The following is a 16,156-nucleotide window of genomic DNA, read 5'->3' on the forward strand; positions in this document are numbered from 1 at the left end:
CCGGTGCCGCTGCCAGGTCCGGTGCCGCTGTCAGGTGGTGAAGCGGTGGGTCCCCTCGGGGGTCACCGCGAGGTGCACGGGGTGGTCGTGCGGTTCCTTCGGGACCGAGGCGACCACCTCGTTCGCGTACAGCAGCACCATGAGCGACGGAGTGGAGCCCGCCCGCTCCAGCCGCGCCAGCACGCGGTCGTACGAGCCCCCGCCGCGTCCCAGCCGCGTCCCGTACCCGTCCACCGCGACCCCCGGCAGCAGGACCACGCCGGCCCGCGTCACCGCGTCGGGTCCCAGCCGCGCGCCGGTCGGCTCGAACAGCCCCCGGTCCGTGCGCTCCAGCGCCCGCGGGCCCTCGTACTCGGCCCAGTCCAGGTCGTTATCGGCCATGAGCACGGGAAGCAGCACGCGGGTGCCGGCCGCGCGCAGTACGTCGAGCAGCTCGCGGGTGCCCGGCTCCGTACCCATCGACACATAGGCCGCGACGGTGCCGGCGGTCCGGACCTCCGGCAGGTCAGCCACCCGGCCGGCCAGTGCGACGGCGGCGGTCCCGCGCTCCTGCGGCGTCAGCGCGCGCCGCAGGCGCAGCAACTCGGTGCGCAGTGCCGCCTTGGTACCGTGGTCGTCGCTCATACCCCGCACTACCGCCGCCTATCAGCCGTTATCAACTGGAACTTCATCTTCGCCTCACGCGTAGCGGTTATGGTGCACGGCATGACTCAAGCACGTACTCGGATCACCAAGGCCGTCATCCCGGCGGCGGGTCTCGGCACGCGGTTCCTGCCCGCGACCAAGGCCACTCCCAAGGAGATGCTCCCGGTCGTCGACAAGCCGGCGATCCAGTACGTGGTGGAGGAGGCGCGGGCGGCGAACCTCAGCGACGTGCTGATGATCACGGGTCGGAACAAGCGCGCCCTGGAAGATCACTTCGACCGGAACTACGAACTCGAAGAGGCGCTGACCCGCAAGGGCGACGAATCGCGGCTGGCGCGGGTGCGGGAGTCCAGCGACCTGGCGACCATGCACTACGTGCGCCAGGGTGACCCGAAGGGTCTGGGGCACGCCGTGCTGTGCGCGGAGCCGCATGTGGGGGACCAGCCCTTCGCGGTGCTGCTCGGTGACGACCTGATCGACCCGCGGGACCCGCTGCTGTCGCGCATGATCGACATCCAGGAGCGGTTCGGCGGCAGCGTCATCGCGCTCATGGAGGTCGACCCCGCGCAGATCCACCTCTACGGCTGCGCGGCGATCGAGCCCACCGCCGAGGACGACGTGGTGCGGGTGACGGACCTGGTCGAGAAGCCCGCCGCGGGCGAGGCACCGTCCTCGTACGCGATCATCGGCCGGTACGTCCTGGACCCGGCGGTGTTCGACGCGATCAAGAAGACTCCGCCCGGCCGCGGCGGGGAGATCCAGCTCACCGACGCGCTGCGGGAGATGTCCCACCGCGTCGACGACGGCGGCCCGGTCCACGGCGTGGTCTTCACCGGCCGCCGCTACGACACCGGCGACCGCGCCGACTATCTGCGCGCCATTGTCAGACTCGCGTGCGAACGTGAAGACCTGGGCCCGGACTTCCGGACCTGGCTCCGCTCGTACGTGACCGAGGAGATGCAAGATTGAGCACCGTGGCTGACCGAATCTGGTCTGTCTCCGAGCACCTCGACAACATCCTCGGGCAGCTGTCCCCGCTGGAGTCGATCGAGCTGCAACTCCTCGATGCCCAGGGCTGCGTCCTCGTCGAGGACGTCACCGTCCCGGTGGCGCTGCCGCCCTTCGACAACAGCTCCATGGACGGCTACGCGGTGCGTACCGCGGACACCGACGGAGCCACCGACGCGCATCCGGCGGTCCTGACCGTCGTCGGCGATGTCGCGGCGGGCAGCGACCAGCTGCCCACCGTCGGCCCCGGCCAGGCCGCCCGCATCATGACCGGCGCCCCGCTGCCGCCCGGCGCGGAGGCCGTCGTCCCCGTCGAGTGGACCGACGCGGGCACCGGCGGCGGACCGGCCACCACCATGCGGGCGCACAGCACGGATCCGGCCGGTGCCAGCGGCGAGGTCCGGGTGCACCGTCCCGTCGAGGCACGCCAGTACGTAAGGGCCCGCGGCAGCGACGTCGCCGCGGGGGAGCTGGCGCTCGCCGCCGGCACGATCCTCGGCCCGCCGCAGATCGGCCTGCTCGCCGCCATCGGCCGCGGCAGCGTCCGGGTGCGGCCGCGGCCCCGCGTCGTGGTGATGTCGACCGGCAGCGAGCTCGTGCAGCCCGGCGAGGAGCTCAGCCCCGGCCGGATCCATGACTCCAACAGCTTCGCGCTGACCGCCGCCGCGCGGGACGCGGGCGCCATCGCGTACCGGGTGGGCGCCGTCGCCGATGACGTCGAGACACTGCGTGCCACCATCGAGGACCAGCTCATCCGGGCCGACATCATCGTCACCAGCGGCGGTGTGAGCGTCGGCGCGTACGACGTCGTCAAGGAGGCGCTCGCCTCGATCGAGGACGACGAGAGCCGCGTCGACTTCCGCAAGCTCGCCATGCAGCCCGGCAAGCCCCAGGGCTTCGGCCGTATCGGCCCTGACCGCATCCCGCTGCTGGCCCTGCCCGGCAACCCGGTCAGCGCCTACGTCTCCTTCGAGCTCTTCGTACGCCCCGCGATCCGCACCCTGATGGGCGCCGGAGCCGTCCACCGCGAGGTCGTGCGCGCGGTCTGCGACACGGCGATCGCATCCTCGCCCGCGGGCAAGCGCCAGTTCCTCCGCGGCAAGTACGCGAACGGCACGGTGACGCCGGTCGGCGGTTCCGCGTCGCACCTGGTCAGATCGCTCGCGCACGCCAACGCCCTGATCGTCGTTCCGGAGGACACCACCTCCGTGGACAAGGGCGCCGAGGTCGACGTGATCCGGCTGGATTAGGCGCGTGTGGTGCTGATCGAGTCCTCCCGATGAAGGGCCTGGGGCTTTTTTGCTGCCCCCTCCCGGTACGGTGGCTGCCCAGAGGACCGGACCGGGAGAACGATGAGCAGCGCGCAAGAGCACCTCACCCATATCGACGAGGCCGGTGCGGCCCGGATGGTGGACGTCTCCGGCAAGGACGTCACCGCCCGCACGGCCCGCGCCACCGGCCGGGTAATCGTCGCCCCGCGCGTGATCGAGCTGCTGCGCGGTGAGGGCGTTCCCAAGGGCGACGCCCTCGCCACCGCGCGCATCGCGGGCATCATGGGCGCCAAGCGGACTCCGGACCTGATCCCGCTCTGCCACCCGCTCGCGCTCTCCGGGGTGACGCTCGACCTCGCCGTCACCGACGAGGCCGTGGAGATCTCCGCGACCGTGCGCACCACGGACCGCACCGGCGTCGAGATGGAGGCGCTGACCGCCGTCACCGTCGCCGCCCTCACCGTCATCGACATGGTCAAGGCCGTGGACAAGGCCGCCGTGATCACCGACGTCCGGGTCGAGACGAAGACCGGCGGCAAGTCCGGCGACTGGCAGCGGCCATGAGGGCGCTGGCGGTCACCGCGTCGAACCGCGCCGCCGCGGGCGTCTACGAGGACCGCGGCGGGCCGCTGATCGTCGCGGCGCTGCAGGCGCTCGGCTTCGAGACCGACGGCCCGCGGGTCGTCCCGGACGGGGAACCCGTCGGGCAGGCCCTGCGGGACGCCGTGACGGCCTCCTACGACGTGGTCGTGACCACCGGCGGCACCGGAATCTCGCCCACCGACCGCACTCCCGAGGTCACCCGCGGCGTGCTGGACTACGAGATCCCCGGCATCGCCGAGGCGATCCGGGCCGCCGGGCGGGAGAAGGTGCCCACCGCGGTGCTCTCCCGTGGCATCGCGGGCGTGGCCGGCGGCACCCTGGTGGTGAACCTTCCGGGCTCGACCGGTGGCGTCAAGGACGGCCTGGAAGTGCTCGCCCCGCTCCTCGTCCACGCCGTCGACCAGATCCGCGGCGGCGACCACCCTCAAACCGGGAGACCGAGCTGAACGCGTCCTGGCCGGCCGAGCTGGTGGACGGTGACATCACCCTCCGCCCGATCAGGATGCGTGACCAACGCTCCTGGCGCGAGGTCAACCGCCGCAACCGCGAATGGCTGCGCCCGTGGGAGGCCACCGTGCCGCCCGCGCCGCCCGGCCATGTCGCCCAGCGCCCCACGTACCGTCAGATGGTGCGCCACCTGCGCTCGGAGGCGAGCGCGGGCCGCATGCTGCCCTTCGTCATCGAGTACCAGGGCCGACTGGCCGGCCAGCTCACCGTCGCCGGCATCACCTGGGGCTCGATGTGCTCCGCCCATGTCGGTTACTGGGTCGACGAATCGGTCGCCGGACGCGGAGTCATGCCGACTTCCGTCGCGCTCGCCGTCGACCACTGCTTCCGCCATGTCGGGCTGCACCGGGTCGAGGTGTGCATCCGGCCGGAGAACATCCCCAGCCGCCGCGTCGTGGAAAAGCTCGGATTTCGCGAGGAGGGTCCGCGCCCGCGCTATCTCCACATCGACGGTGCGTGGCGAGACCACTTGGTGTTCGCGTTGACGGCCGAGGAAGTGCCGGAGGGGTTGGTCAACCGATGGCACCAGGCCAGGCCGGGAACGCCGCAGAAATAAAATAAACGTTCGAAAATGAACCCGATCACAAAAAAATCTCGGCATATCAGCCAGATCGTGCGACACACCGTGCGGAATTGCGTATGGCGTGTCTCTGCGGCACCTACCGTGTAATCCGTGAGCAGTAGTGGCCTCATCTACGCAGTCATCGTCGGGGCCTGGGCTGCCTACTTGGTGCCGATGTGGCTCCGTAGGCAGGATGAGCTCAACGAAGCGCGTCCGACGGAACGCTTCAGCACCGCCATCCGGCTGCTGTCCGGAAGGGCGGGGATGGAGCGTCGCGTCGCGAAAGCGCGCGATGAGAGCGATCAGCCCGCCGATGCACCGGTGTCCGCCAACGACGTGGTGGACGTCCGGGGCCTCGCCGTGCCCGCGACCGAGATCAAGCCCGCCCCGGCGGCCGTTCCGGCACAGCAGTCCGCCCCGGCGCACCACTCCTCCGGGGTGCACCACTCGGCCCCGGCGCAGCAGAAGGCGCAACGTTCTGCCGCGGTGCCCAACCCCCGGGCCAAGGTCCTCGCGCGCCGCCGCCGCACCACCACGCTCCTCTTCCTGGCCTTCACCGTCGGCGCGATCGTCGCCGCGGTGGGCGGCCTCGCGTTCCTGTGGGCGCCGGCGGCGCCGGCCGCGCTGCTGACCCTCTACATCGGCCACCTGCGCCGCCAGGAGCGCCGCCGCTTCGAGGTCAAGATCGACCAGCGCCGGGCCGCCGACGCCGCGGTGCGGCTGCGCGACCGCCGGCGCCCCGCGATGGACGACGAAACGGATCTCGCCGACGAGCCCGAGCCCGCCACCTCGCCGCGCACCGCGGACCGGCGGGCCCTCGTCGAGCAGACCGACCACGCGGAGTGGGTGGACCAGCAGCAGCGCGAGCAGCACGCCGCCCCTGACGACGGCTGGGACCCCGTCCCGGTGCCGCTGCCGACCTACGTCACCGCGCCGGTCGCGCCCCGCACCCCGGGCGGCATCGACTTCACCGCCCCGGGCAACTGGAGCTCGGCCCGCTCCGGCACCACGCCGGGCCACGCGCCGGCTACCCCGGCGCCGGCCGCGACCCCCGAGCCGGAGCCCGAGCGCGAGCTCCCCCGCCCCACCACCGGCCGCCGCTCCCGCGACCGTTCCCGCACCCCGCTGTTCGACCAGTACGCGGACCCGGACCGGCCGCGCGCCGCCAACGAGTGACCGATCGGTGACCAGCGAGGATCTCGTTAACAACCACCCCCGAGAGGGTGCTATCGTTTTCCTCGTTGCAAGGGCCTGTGGCGCAGTCTGGTAGCGCACCTCGTTCGCATCGAGGGGGTCTGGGGTTCAAATCCCCACAGGTCCACCGCAGCTCAAAGCCCCTGGCGGGGAAACCCGCCAGGGGCTTTTTGGTGTTCGGGGGTGCTCCCGGGGGTTTTCCGGAGGTGCGAGGGGCGCGCGGGTGCGCTCGCGGGGTGGGTTGGAGGTCAGCCGGAGTCGCGGGCGGAGACGACCACCCGGGTCAACTGGTGGGTCTCTGGGGCGGTTTCCGGTTCGCGGATGGCGCGGTCGACCAGGCCGACGATGCGGGCCGTTGGGATGATGTCGAAGTGGACGCTGGTGAGGCGGGGCCGCAGCAGGCGGGCCAGCAGGAGGTCGTCGGCGCCGACGACGGCGACGTCCGCGGGGACGGTGAGGCCCGCGTCCTGGAAGGCGCGCATCACGAGCATCGCGTACTCGTCGTTGTAGGCGAAGAGGGAGTCGAGGCCGAGCCGGGGCCAGCGGGCGGCGAGTTCGGCCGCCGATTCCTCGGTGCAGTCGAGCGTGAGCGGCTCGACATGGGCGCCGGTCTCGCTGGCGGCGGCAGTGCGGACGCCCGCGAGGCGCGGAACGCTGAAGAGGTCGAGGCCCGACTCGGTCGGCATGATGACGCCGATCCGGCGGCGGCCGCGCTCCAGCAGATGGGTGCCGGCGCGGGCGCCGAGCATCTCCTGGTCGAGGAGGAGGGCGTGCGCGCCGGCCACCGGCTGCATGCCGAGGGTGAGGACGGCGCGGGTGCCGGAGCGCTTGAGCAGCTCGACGGCGGACGGGGTCAGGCCGGTGCCGGGCAGGGCGAGGACGGCGGCTGGGCGCAGTTCCGCCCAGGCGCGCGCCGCCTGCTCGCCGGCGCCCGCGACGGGGCCGTGCCAGACGCTGGTGTAGCCGAGCCGGTGCAGGGCGCCCTGCAGCTCCATCAGGAAGTCGCCGAAGAGCGCGCCGATCCTGGGGATCGGACCGGTCGGGGTGGTCAGCAGGACGAGGCCGGAGTGCCCGGCCCGCAGCGTGCGGGCCGCGGCGTGCGGCACGTAGCCCAGCTCTTCGGCGGCGGCGCGCACCCGGTCCTGGGTCCGCGTGCTGACGCGCCCGGCGGCCTGGGCGTTCAGGACGTACGAGACGGTGGCGCGGGACACTCCGGCGAGACGCGCGACATCGGTGCTGGTCGGCGTGGCCGGGGGGTTCGTGGGCTCGAGTGGCTGTGTCATTCCGATCGGCATCTTTTCAGAGATCGGGTCTGGCCGAGGGTCCGGGGTGGGTGCTACATCTATAGTTACACGTGTCATGCGACAGGTGTAACCGCAGGCGCCCGAAACAGCGCCCGGAGCAGGGCCCGAGACCGCACCAAGCAGGGCCCGAGACCGCACCCGAAACGCGCGCCCGAAGACGGAACCCTCCGGCAGAGCCCCCAACAGCAGGAAAGGCATCAACATCATGAAGCTCAACACCCGCGAGTGGGGCACCGGCGACCGGACCGCGCTCCTGGTCCACGGCATCATGTCCGACCATCGCACCTGGCGCCGGGTCGGTCCCGCGCTCGCGGACAAGGGCTACCGGGTCATCGCCGTCGACCTGCGCGGTCACGGCGAGAGCGCCCGCGGCGAGTACACCCCCGAGCTCTTCGCCGACGACCTCGTCGAGACGCTGCCGGGCGGCGCGGAGCTGGCCATCGGGCACTCGCTGGGCGGGCTGGCGCTGTCGCTCGCCGTCGAGCGCCTCGCGCCCGCGCGGGCCGTCTACTCCGACCCCGCCTGGGCCTCGGCGGATCCCGCGCAGCAGGTCGACCCGGCGATCTTCGTCCACTTCGCCCGGGCCACGCGTGAGCAGATCGCCGGCCTGAACCCGCGCTGGGAGGAGGCGGACGTGGACGTGGAGCTCGCCACCCTGGCGCTGTGGGACACCGACTCCGCCGCCTTCCTGGGCGGCCGGCCGCTCGCCGGCTACCTGCCGCACAAGCCCGCCGTCCCGTCGCTCGTGCAGCTCGCGGAGAACAGCTTCCTGATCGGCCCGGACGATGCGGGACTGCTCAGCGAGCGCGGCTTCGGGATCCGTACGGTCGTGGGCGCCGGCCACACCATCCACCGCGACGACTTCGACGGATTCCTCCGTTCGCTGGACGGCTGGATCTGAGCTGCCACAGGCCCTCCGCGGGGGAGTGCCGCCCGGCAAAACCGTACGTAAAGGGCGGCAGTCCGGACGTAAAGACGGACAACGTGACTCACACCACCCATCGAAACGTTTCCGTTTCGATGGGTGGTGTTCTACTCTCTAGGAGTCAGCTGTACGAAACCGTTTCGTTTGGATGGGAGGCCGAGGATGTCGATGGATGCCCCGGCACGCCGCACCAGGCTCACCCCCGAACGCGAGCAGGAGTTCTACGCCGCGGTGGTCGAGATGCTGCGGGAGGTGGGTTACGAGGCGCTCACCATGGACGCGATCGCCTCGCGCACCCGCTCCAGCAAGGCCACGCTCTACCGCCAGTGGAAGGGCAAGCCCGAGCTGGTGGCCACCGCGCTGCGGCACACCAAGCCGGTGCGCATCGAGGACATCGACACCGGAACGGTGCGGGGCGACCTGCGCGAGCTGGTGCGGTGCCACGACGCGACGGGCGACTCGAAGCGGGACAACGAACTGATGCGGGCGCTGGGACAGGCCGCGCACCAGAATCCGGACCTGTTCCAGGCACTGCGGCAACTGCTCATCGAACCGGAAATGGCCGCCTTCGACGGCATGTTGCAACGTGCTGTGGAGCGTGGCGAACTGGCGGCGGATGTCCCCGCCAGGCAATTCGTACCGCACATGCTGATCGGCGCCGCGATGGGGCGGCCGCTGATCGAGGGAGTCGATCCCGACCCCGAATTCGCCTTCCGATACATCGACGCGGTGGTACTCCCCGCCCTGCGTCTGACCTGATCCGACCGGCCGGATCAACCGCCTGATCCCACCGCCGATCCACCGGAAACAAGGCCCCACCTGACACGCCGCTCTCGTCGTCGGGCAGGCACCGTACGCCCTTTTTTCCTCGACCTGACGGGAGCGCCGCGACTCGTGGCTACTTTCCTTTACAAACTCGGCCGGTTCGCCTTCAGGCGACGCCGGTATGTCGCCCTCGCATGGGTGGCTCTGCTGGTACTCGCCGGAGTCGGCGCCGCATCGGCCTCCACTTCCACGTCGAGCAGTTTCTCGATACCCGGCACGGAGGCGCAGAAGGCCTTCGACCTGATGGAGCAGCGCTTCCCGGACGCCAGTGCCAACGGTGCTTCCGCGCGGGTGGTGTTCACGGCCCCCGGCGGGCAGAAGGTGGACGTCGGCGCGCAGAAGGCCGCCGTCGAGAACGTCGTCAAGGAGCTGAAGACCGGCGCGCAGGTGAGTTCTGTCGCCGATCCCTTCGAGTCGAAGGCCGTCAGCAAGGACGGCAGCACCGCCTACGCGTCGGTGAAGTACAAGCTCACCTCGATGGAGCTGACCGACAAGGACCGCGACGCGCTCAAGGACGCCGCGCAGCACGGCCGTGACGCCGGGCTCACCGTCGAGATCGGTGGTGACGCGCTGCAGGCGATGCCCGAGACCGGTGCCACCGAGATCATCGGTATCGGTATCTCCGCGGTCGTCCTGCTCGTCACCTTCGGGTCGCTGGTCGCCGCCGGACTGCCGTTGCTGACCGCGCTCATCGGCGTGGGCATCGGCGTCTCGTCGATCACCGCGCTCGCCAACGTGCTGGATCTGGGCAGCTCCACGTCCACCCTGGCGATGATGATCGGCCTCGCGGTCGGTATCGACTACGCGCTCTTCATCGTCTCGCGCTTCCGGCACGAGCTGACCGAGGGCCGAGAATCGGAGGACGCGGCCGGCCGGGCCGTGGGCACCGCCGGATCCGCGGTGGTCTTCGCGGGCCTCACGGTCCTGATCGCGCTTGCGGGCCTCGCCGTCGTCAACATCCCGATGCTCACCAAGATGGGCCTCGCGGCGGCCGGCACGGTCGCCATCGCGGTCCTCATCGCACTCACCCTGATCCCGGCGCTGCTCGGCTTCGCCAAGCACCGGGTGCTCGGCCGCAAGGTGCGCAAGGGCCTCAAGGGGATCAAGGACGACGCCGCTGACGGCGCCGGTTCCGCCGCCGCGAAGAAGCCCAACATGGGCACCCGCTGGGCCAGGTTCGTCCTGCGCCGCCCGATCTGGGTGCTCGTAGTGGGTGTGCTCGGCCTGGGCGCGATCGCCATCCCGGCGGCCAGCCTGGAGCTCGGTCTGCCGGACGACGGCTCGCAGCCGGTCAGCACCACGCAGCGCAAGGCGTACGACCTGCTTTCGGACGGTTTCGGCCCCGGCTTCAACGGCCCGCTGATGATCGCCGTGGACGCCGCGAACAGCGACAACCCGAAGGCGGCCCTCGACAAGATCTCCAAGACCATCTCCGGGATGGCGGACGTCGAGAAGGTCACCGAGCCCGCCTTCAACAAGGCCGGCGACACCGCGATGCTGACGGTCGTCCCGAAGTCCAAGCCCAGCGGCCTGGAGACCGAGGACCTGGTCCACACCATCCGCGGCCAGGCGGCCGGACTGAAGTCCGAGACGGGCGCCGTGACGCTGGTCACCGGCACGACGGCCATGAACATCGATGTGTCGCAGAAGCTCAACGACGCGCTGCTGCCGTATCTGGCGCTCGTCGTCGGGCTGGCGTTCCTGCTCCTGATGGTGGTCTTCCGCTCGGTGCTGGTGCCGCTGAAGGCGGCCCTCGGCTTCCTGCTCTCGGTGGTCGCAGCCCTCGGCGCCGTCGTCGCGGTCTTCCAGTGGGGCTGGCTCGCGAGCCTGCTCGGTGTCGAGCAGACCGGGCCGATCATGAGCATGATGCCGATCTTCATGATCGGTGTGGTGTTCGGTCTCGCGATGGACTACGAGGTCTTCCTCGTCACGCGAATGCGTGAGGCGTACGTGCACGGCGAACGGCCCGGCCAGGCAATCGTCACCGGCTTCACGCACGGCGCCCGCGTGGTCGCCGCGGCCGCCGTCATCATGATCAGCGTCTTCGCGGGCTTCATCGGCTCGTCCGAATCGATGATCAAGATGATGGGCTTCGGCCTCGCCATCGCCGTCGCGTTCGACGCGTTCGTGGTGCGCATGGCCGTCGTTCCGGCGGTCCTGGCCCTGCTCGGCAAGGCCGCCTGGTGGCTGCCGCGCTGGCTCGACCGGGCGCTGCCGAACGTCGACGTCGAAGGCGAACAGCTCCAGAAGAACCTGGCGGCGCAGGCCGCCGGTTCCGCGCCCGAGCGGGTGCAGGAGCCCAGCCGCGTCTGACGCGGCACATCGACCGGGGCCGCCGGTTGGCGGAGAGCTCGACGGCGGCCCCATGACGCGCCCTCCCCGTGGGGACGGGGGGACGGCGCGCAGGACAGGGCCCGGCGAATCGCCGGGCCCTGTGTCGTACCCCCGAACCGGAGCCACAGTCGCTAGCCGCCGCGGGCCTGTCTCCTGGCGCGCACCAGGGCGCCGACGTAGTCGATCCACTGGCGGAACGACCGGCCCGTACCGGCGCTGTTCCGCTGCTCGTGCCGGTGCTGGAGCTCCCGCTCGTAGCTGTCGGTGATGATTCGCGACATCCGGACATTCCCCCTCGTCATCGTGTCCAGCGCCCGCCTCGCCCTTGCCGTGGCGGGCCACTTGAACGATTCTTTGGGGGAATTGGCCTTGAGGGCAGGGCCATTCGGGAGAGATTGGCATGGCAGACATGGGGACCGTCCAGAGTGCGGGCACGCCGCCGACATCAGCGACCGGCTCGGCCACCCACACGCCCTCCGGCGTGCCGCTGGGCAGCAGGCAGCTCGCCGTGCTGCTTCCCGACCTGACGGGTCCCGGGGCCGGAGACCGGCCCGCGTACCGGGGCCTGGCGCAGGCGATCCGCGCCCTCGTGCTGGACGGACGCATCTCGCTGCGCGTCAAACTGCCCGCCGAACGCGAACTCGCGACGACGCTCGGCCTGAGCCGTGCCACCGTGACCGCTGCCTACGACCTGCTGCGCGAGAGCGGTTACGCCCGGAGCAGGCGGGGTTCCGGCACCTGGACCCTGCTGCCGGAGGGCCACCGGCACACCGGCCTCGACCGGCTGGCGCGGCCGGACAGCGCCATCGACCTCTCCAACGCCGTCGGCGGGCTGCCCGCCGACGTGCTGACCGACGCGCTCGCCGAGGTCGCGCCGCTCGTGGCGCTGCACGCGAACACGCCCGGCTACCACCCCTACGGCCTGCCGGAAGTGCGTGCCGCCGTCGCCGACCGGTACACCCGACGCGGCCTGAAGACGTTGCCGGACCAGATCCTCATCACCTCCGGCGCCCTCCAGGCGCTCGGGCTGGCCGTCGGGATGCTCTGCGGCCCCGGCGACCGCGTGCTGGTCGAGAACCCCAGCTACACCAACGCCCTCGACTCCATCCGCCGCGCCCGGCTGCGCACCGTGCCCGTCGCCGTCTCGGACGACGGCTGGGACATGGAGCTCATCGAGGCGACCCTCCGCCAGACGGTGCCGCGCCTCGCCTACATGATTCCGGACTTCCACAATCCGACCGGCTGCCTCATGCCGCCGGAACAGCGCGCCGAACTGATCCGCGCCACCCAGCGGTCGTCGACCTGGCTCGTCGCCGACGAGACCATCACCGACCTCGCGATCGACGTGCCCGCGCCCGCGCCGTTCGCCTCCCACGCGGCACGCGGTGGCGCCGACCACGTCATCACCATCGGCTCGATGAGCAAGAGCCACTGGGGCGGGCTGCGGATCGGCTGGCTCCGCGCCACCCCTCGCCTCGTCACGGAACTCGCCGGCCACCGGGTGTCCATGGACATGGCGGGCTCGGTGATCGACCAGCTCGTCGCGCTGCCGCTGCTGCGCCGCATGGACGAACTCGTCGCCGCGCGCGTCGCCGAGACACGCGACCGGCGCGCCGCGCTCGCAGCCGCCCTCGCCCGCGACATCCCGGAGTGGAGCTGGCGGCTCCCGCCCGGAGGTCTCTCCCTGTGGGTCGACCTCGGTGAGCCGGCCGCCACGGCGCTGGCGGAACGGGCCGCCGGGTACGGGGTGCGGATCGAGGGCGGATCGCGCTTCGGCGTGGAGCCGGGCACGTTCGAGCACCGGCTGCGGCTGCCGTTCTCCCTGCCGGGCGGGACGTTGGACGAGGCCGTGCGGCGGGTCGCCCTGGCGCTGAACGACTCGACGGGCAGCCCGCTGGCCTCGGCGGTGACCCGCCCGCACTGGATGGCCTGACCGACCCGGCCCCTGCCGCGATCGGCAGGCGCCCGGGCTCAGAAGAGGGCTGCCGGCTCGTGGGTTCCCTTTTCGAAGGCGAGGAGGTAGCGCTTGCGGTCGAGGCCGCCTCCGTAGCCGGTCAGGGAGCCGTCGGCGCCGACGACGCGGTGGCAGGGGACGATGATGCCGATCGGGTTCTTGCCGTTGGCGAGGCCGACCGCGCGGGAGGCGCCCGGGTTGCCGAGGAGGTCGGCGAGTTGGCCGTAGGAGCGGGTCTCGCCGTAGGGGATGTCCCGCAGGGCGGACCAGACGCGCTGCTGGAACGGGGTGCCCAGCAACGTCAACGGGAGGTCGAAGTCGGTCCGTTCCCCGGCGAAGTAGGCGGTGAGCTGCTCCTCGACGGCGCCGAAGGCGGAGTCGTCGCGGTCGCCGAAGGTCTCCTCGGCGGGGAGGTGCCGCTGCTGCGTCATGTACAGGCCGCAGAGGGTCCCGTCGAGGGCGACGAGGGTCAGCGGACCGCAGGGGGAATCGGTCACGGTGTGGGTGCGGGTGGACATCACGCGGCTCCGGTCGTCGGGAGGTAGTTGATGGCGTGGTCGCCGGTCGCCCACAGGTACTGGACGGCGTAGGCGCGCCAGGGCGCCCACGCGGCGGCGTGGCGGGTGAGCGCGGCGGGAGTGGTGGGCAGGCCCAACTCCTTCGCGGCGAAGCGGATTCCGAGGTCGCTCGGCAGGAACGCGTCCGGGTCGCCGAGCGCGCGCATCGCGATCGACTCGACGGTCCACGGGCCGAACCCCGGCAGCGCGGACAGCTGCGCGCGGGCGCGCTGCCAGTCGCTGCCGACGTCGAGGTCGAGTTCGCCGCCGGCGAGGGCGGTGACCAGCGTGGTGAGGGTGGCGCGGCGGGTCTGCGGCATGGCCAGTGCCGCCGGGTCCAGGCCGGCCAGTGCGGCCGGGTCGGGGAACAGATGGGTCAGACCGCCCGCCGGATCCTCGACGGGCTCGCCGTACCCCGTCACCAGCCGTCCGGCGTGCGTACGGGCCGCTGCCGTCGAGATCTGCTGGCCGAGCACGGCGCGCACCGCGAACTCGGGCCCGTCCGCGACCCGCGGCACCCGGCGGCCCGGGGCCTTGGTGACGAGCGGGGCCAGTACCGGATCCGAGCTCAGCTGCGCGTCGACCGCGACCGGGTCCGCGTCGAGATCCAGCATCCACCGGCAGCGGCTGATGGCGTGCGCCAGATCGCGCAGGTCCGTCAGGCGCAGCCGGCACGCGATGTGATCGGGCTGCGGGCGCAGCGAGACGATGCCAGGGCCGTGCGGCAGCCGCAGCGTGCGGCGGTACGCGCCGTCACGCCACTCCTCCACACCCGGTACGGCTGTCGCCGCCAGATGCCCGAAGAGGTTGTCCGGGCAGAGCGGCGCCCGGAACGGCAGCCGCAGCGACAGCTCGCCGGGGGTGGACGCCGGGCGGCCCTTGGCGACGCGGGCGCGCAGCTCGGTGGGGGAGAGGGCGAAGACCTCGCGGACGGTGTCGTTGAAGGTGCGGATGCTGGAGAAGCCCGCCGCGAAGGCGGATTCGCCCATCGGCAGCGTCGTCGTCTCTATCAGCAGCCGGGCGGTCTGCGCGCGCTGCGCCCGCGCCAATGCCAGTGGTCCCGCGCCCAGTTCGGCGAGCAGCTGCCGTTCCACCTGGCGAGTGCTGTATCCCAGCCGGGCCGCGAGTCCCGGGACGCCGTCCCGGTCGACGACGCCGTCGGCGATCAGCCGCATGGCCCGGGCCACGAGGTCGGCCCGCTCGTTCCACTGGGGCGACCCCGGGCTCGCGTCCGGCCGGCACCGCTTGCAGGCCCGGAAGCCAGCCTGTTGCGCGGCCGCCGCGCTCGGGTAGAAACTCATGTTCCGGACCTTGGGCGGCACCACGGGGCAGCTCGGCCGGCAGTAGATCCTGGTCGTCAGCACCGCGGTGAAGAACCAGCCGTCGAACCGGGCGTCCTTCGACTGCACGGCGCGTACGCAACGTTCGAAGTCGGTGTGCATGTCTCCAGCATCGACCCGGGTCACAGCACCGGTCTAGCGAGAATCCGACATCTACCTCCAGCCGGGACGGCCGGGCTCCGATCGCCGTCCGCGCGACAGGACCGCCGGTGTCGATGTCAGCGTTCCTGTCGGTGTCGATGTCGCAAAACTGCCAGACGAAGCCGCGTACGGCTGATGGACTGTGTCCATGACTACGCCGAACCTCCGTGACAAGGCCCTGCTCCTCCACTCGCTGCACACCGCCGACCGGCCGCTCGCCATCGCCAACGCCTGGGACGTGGCCAGCGCGCGGATCATCGAGGAGGCGGGGGCGGCCGCGGTCGCCACGACCAGCTGCGGAGTCGCCTGGAGCCTCGGGTACGCCGACGGCGACCGGCTGCCGCGCGACCTCGCGCTGGCGCTCATCGGCCGGGTGACGGCGCGGGTCGGTGTGCCGGTGTCCGCCGACATCGAGAGCGGCTTCGCGGACGACGCGGCCGGTGTCGCCGAGACCGTACGCGGGGTCCTCGCCGCCGGCGCCGCCGGCATCAACATCGAGGACGCGCTCGCGAGCGGGCCGGAGCCGCTGCGCACCGTCGCGGAGCAGGCGGAACGTATCGGCGCCGCGCGCAAGGCCGCCGACGAGGCGGGCATCCCGCTCTTCATCAACGCCCGCACCGACGTCTACCTCCGGGCCGTCGGCGCGCCGGAGACGCGGCTCGACGCGGCGCTGGAGCGCGCCGCCGCATACGTCGAGGCGGGCGCGGACGGTGTCTTCGTCCCCGGCGTGACGGATCTCGCGGTGATCGCCGAGCTCGCGAAGGGCATCTCCGTGCCGCTCAACGTCCTCACCGGACCGGGCGCGCCGTCCGTCGCGGAGCTCGCCGGGGCCGGAGCGGCGCGCGTCAGCATCGGCGGGCGGGTGGCCGAGTCCGCGTACGGGCTGGTGGGGCGTGCGGCCCGCGAATTCCTGACGGAGGGCACGTACACCTCGGTCGAGGAAGGCCTCGGATACGGCGACCTGCAGGCGCTGTTCACGTCCTGAG

The 16,156-nt window shown here is 71.8% G+C and carries 16 protein-coding genes and 1 tRNA gene; 12 read left to right on the top strand and 5 right to left on the bottom strand.

The window, feature by feature from the left end; translation table 11 throughout:
* Nucleotides 1-30: 30 nt before the first annotated feature.
* Nucleotides 31-624, bottom strand: a complete 594-nt coding sequence (locus AC07DC_RS36995) for a 5-formyltetrahydrofolate cyclo-ligase (protein ID WP_478919042.1) — start codon at nt 622-624, stop codon at nt 31-33.
* 81 nt (nt 625-705) lie between these two features.
* Between AC07DC_RS36995 and galU the strand changes: the two genes are divergently transcribed.
* The 7 genes from galU (at nt 706) to AC07DC_RS37030 (ending at nt 5,917) form a co-directional block, all read left to right on the top strand.
* Nucleotides 706-1,614 (top strand): UTP--glucose-1-phosphate uridylyltransferase GalU, encoded by a 909-nt coding sequence (gene galU, locus AC07DC_RS37000; protein ID WP_478919043.1) that lies wholly within the window; start codon nt 706-708, stop codon nt 1,612-1,614.
* 5 nt (nt 1,615-1,619) lie between these two features.
* The gene (glp, locus tag AC07DC_RS37005; protein WP_478919045.1) at nt 1,620-2,903 is read left to right on the top strand and encodes a molybdotransferase-like divisome protein Glp; all 1,284 of its coding nucleotides are present in this window, start codon (nt 1,620-1,622) and stop codon (nt 2,901-2,903) included.
* Between the two features lie 102 nt (nt 2,904-3,005).
* Complete coding sequence (gene moaC, locus AC07DC_RS37010) at nt 3,006-3,488, top strand: cyclic pyranopterin monophosphate synthase MoaC (protein ID WP_478919047.1); 483 nt, start codon at nt 3,006-3,008, stop codon at nt 3,486-3,488.
* Nucleotides 3,485-3,973 carry a MogA/MoaB family molybdenum cofactor biosynthesis protein gene (locus tag AC07DC_RS37015; RefSeq protein WP_478919049.1) on the top strand — a complete coding sequence of 163 codons (489 nt, stop codon included), beginning with the start codon at nt 3,485-3,487 and terminating at the stop codon, nt 3,971-3,973. The genes moaC and AC07DC_RS37015 overlap by 4 nt, the downstream gene beginning before the upstream one ends.
* Nucleotides 3,970-4,590 (top strand): GNAT family N-acetyltransferase, encoded by a 621-nt coding sequence (locus AC07DC_RS37020; RefSeq protein ID WP_478919134.1) that lies wholly within the window; start codon nt 3,970-3,972, stop codon nt 4,588-4,590. Before AC07DC_RS37015 ends, AC07DC_RS37020 begins: the two co-directional genes overlap by 4 nt.
* 117 nt (nt 4,591-4,707) lie before the next feature.
* Entirely contained in the window at nt 4,708-5,772 is a 1,065-nt protein-coding gene (gene sepX / locus AC07DC_RS37025; RefSeq protein ID WP_478919051.1) for a divisome protein SepX/GlpR, read from the top strand.
* A gap of 71 nt (nt 5,773-5,843) precedes the next feature.
* Nucleotides 5,844-5,917, top strand: a tRNA-Ala gene (locus AC07DC_RS37030).
* A 121-nt stretch (nt 5,918-6,038) separates the two neighbouring features.
* Here the strand turns inward: AC07DC_RS37030 and AC07DC_RS37035 are convergent.
* Complete coding sequence (locus AC07DC_RS37035) at nt 6,039-7,073, bottom strand: LacI family DNA-binding transcriptional regulator (protein WP_478919052.1); 1,035 nt, start codon at nt 7,071-7,073, stop codon at nt 6,039-6,041.
* A gap of 226 nt (nt 7,074-7,299) precedes the next feature.
* On the opposite strand from AC07DC_RS37035, the gene AC07DC_RS37040 reads away from it, so the two are divergent.
* The 3 genes from AC07DC_RS37040 (at nt 7,300) to AC07DC_RS37050 (ending at nt 11,157) form a co-directional block, all read left to right on the top strand.
* Nucleotides 7,300-7,995 carry an alpha/beta fold hydrolase gene (locus tag AC07DC_RS37040; RefSeq protein WP_478919054.1) on the top strand — a complete coding sequence of 232 codons (696 nt, stop codon included), beginning with the start codon at nt 7,300-7,302 and terminating at the stop codon, nt 7,993-7,995.
* A 186-nt stretch (nt 7,996-8,181) separates the two neighbouring features.
* A complete protein-coding gene (locus tag AC07DC_RS37045; RefSeq protein ID WP_478919056.1) occupies nt 8,182-8,778 on the top strand; it encodes a TetR/AcrR family transcriptional regulator in 597 nt (198 codons plus the stop codon).
* Between the two features lie 135 nt (nt 8,779-8,913).
* Nucleotides 8,914-11,157 (top strand): MMPL family transporter, encoded by a 2,244-nt coding sequence (locus tag AC07DC_RS37050; protein WP_478919058.1) that lies wholly within the window; start codon nt 8,914-8,916, stop codon nt 11,155-11,157.
* Nucleotides 11,158-11,309: 152 nt separating this feature from the next.
* Here the strand turns inward: AC07DC_RS37050 and AC07DC_RS37055 are convergent, their stop codons facing one another.
* Complete coding sequence (locus AC07DC_RS37055) at nt 11,310-11,459, bottom strand: hypothetical protein (protein ID WP_478919059.1); 150 nt, start codon at nt 11,457-11,459, stop codon at nt 11,310-11,312.
* 119 nt (nt 11,460-11,578) lie between these two features.
* On the opposite strand from AC07DC_RS37055, the gene yczR reads away from it, so the two are divergent.
* Entirely contained in the window at nt 11,579-13,111 is a 1,533-nt protein-coding gene (yczR, locus tag AC07DC_RS37060; RefSeq protein WP_478919061.1) for a MocR-like transcription factor YczR, read from the top strand.
* Nucleotides 13,112-13,149: 38 nt separating this feature from the next.
* Here yczR and AC07DC_RS37065 read toward each other — a convergent pair whose 3' ends face one another.
* Together AC07DC_RS37065 and AC07DC_RS37070 are read right to left on the bottom strand one after the other, a co-directional pair.
* Nucleotides 13,150-13,650, bottom strand: a complete 501-nt coding sequence (locus tag AC07DC_RS37065) for a methylated-DNA--[protein]-cysteine S-methyltransferase (RefSeq protein ID WP_478919062.1) — start codon at nt 13,648-13,650, stop codon at nt 13,150-13,152.
* Nucleotides 13,650-15,131, bottom strand: a complete 1,482-nt coding sequence (locus AC07DC_RS37070) for an AlkA N-terminal domain-containing protein (RefSeq protein ID WP_478919063.1) — start codon at nt 15,129-15,131, stop codon at nt 13,650-13,652. Before AC07DC_RS37070 ends, AC07DC_RS37065 begins: the two co-directional genes overlap by 1 nt.
* Nucleotides 15,132-15,318: 187 nt before the next feature.
* Here AC07DC_RS37070 and AC07DC_RS37075 point away from each other — a divergent pair, with 187 nt between their 5' ends.
* Nucleotides 15,319-16,155: an isocitrate lyase/PEP mutase family protein gene (locus tag AC07DC_RS37075; RefSeq protein ID WP_478919065.1), complete on the top strand. Its 837-nt coding sequence runs from the start codon at nt 15,319-15,321 to the stop codon at nt 16,153-16,155.
* Nucleotide 16,156: the final 1 nt, after the last annotated feature.

It is taken from the genome of Streptomyces sp. NPDC045021 (assembly GCF_056432645.1).

Bases quoted from the DNA above. Each gene is read 5' to 3' on its own strand.
- AC07DC_RS37040 (WP_478919054.1), top strand. From the start codon at position 7,300: ATGAAGCTCAACACCCGCGAGTGGGGCACCGGCGACCGGACCGCGCTC.
- AC07DC_RS37045 (WP_478919056.1), top strand. From the start codon at position 8,182: ATGTCGATGGATGCCCCGGCACGCCGCACCAGGCTCACCCCCGAACGC.
- AC07DC_RS37015 (WP_478919049.1), top strand. From the start codon at position 3,485: ATGAGGGCGCTGGCGGTCACCGCGTCGAACCGCGCCGCCGCGGGCGTC.
- AC07DC_RS37070 (WP_478919063.1), bottom strand. From the start codon at position 15,131: ATGCACACCGACTTCGAACGTTGCGTACGCGCCGTGCAGTCGAAGGAC.
- galU (WP_478919043.1), top strand. From the start codon at position 706: ATGACTCAAGCACGTACTCGGATCACCAAGGCCGTCATCCCGGCGGCG.
- yczR (WP_478919061.1), top strand. From the start codon at position 11,579: ATGGCAGACATGGGGACCGTCCAGAGTGCGGGCACGCCGCCGACATCA.
- AC07DC_RS36995 (WP_478919042.1), bottom strand. From the start codon at position 624: ATGAGCGACGACCACGGTACCAAGGCGGCACTGCGCACCGAGTTGCTG.
- AC07DC_RS37065 (WP_478919062.1), bottom strand. From the start codon at position 13,650: ATGTCCACCCGCACCCACACCGTGACCGATTCCCCCTGCGGTCCGCTG.
- AC07DC_RS37075 (WP_478919065.1), top strand. From the start codon at position 15,319: ATGACTACGCCGAACCTCCGTGACAAGGCCCTGCTCCTCCACTCGCTG.
- AC07DC_RS37055 (WP_478919059.1), bottom strand. From the start codon at position 11,459: ATGTCGCGAATCATCACCGACAGCTACGAGCGGGAGCTCCAGCACCGG.
- moaC (WP_478919047.1), top strand. From the start codon at position 3,006: ATGAGCAGCGCGCAAGAGCACCTCACCCATATCGACGAGGCCGGTGCG.
- AC07DC_RS37035 (WP_478919052.1), bottom strand. From the start codon at position 7,073: ATGACACAGCCACTCGAGCCCACGAACCCCCCGGCCACGCCGACCAGC.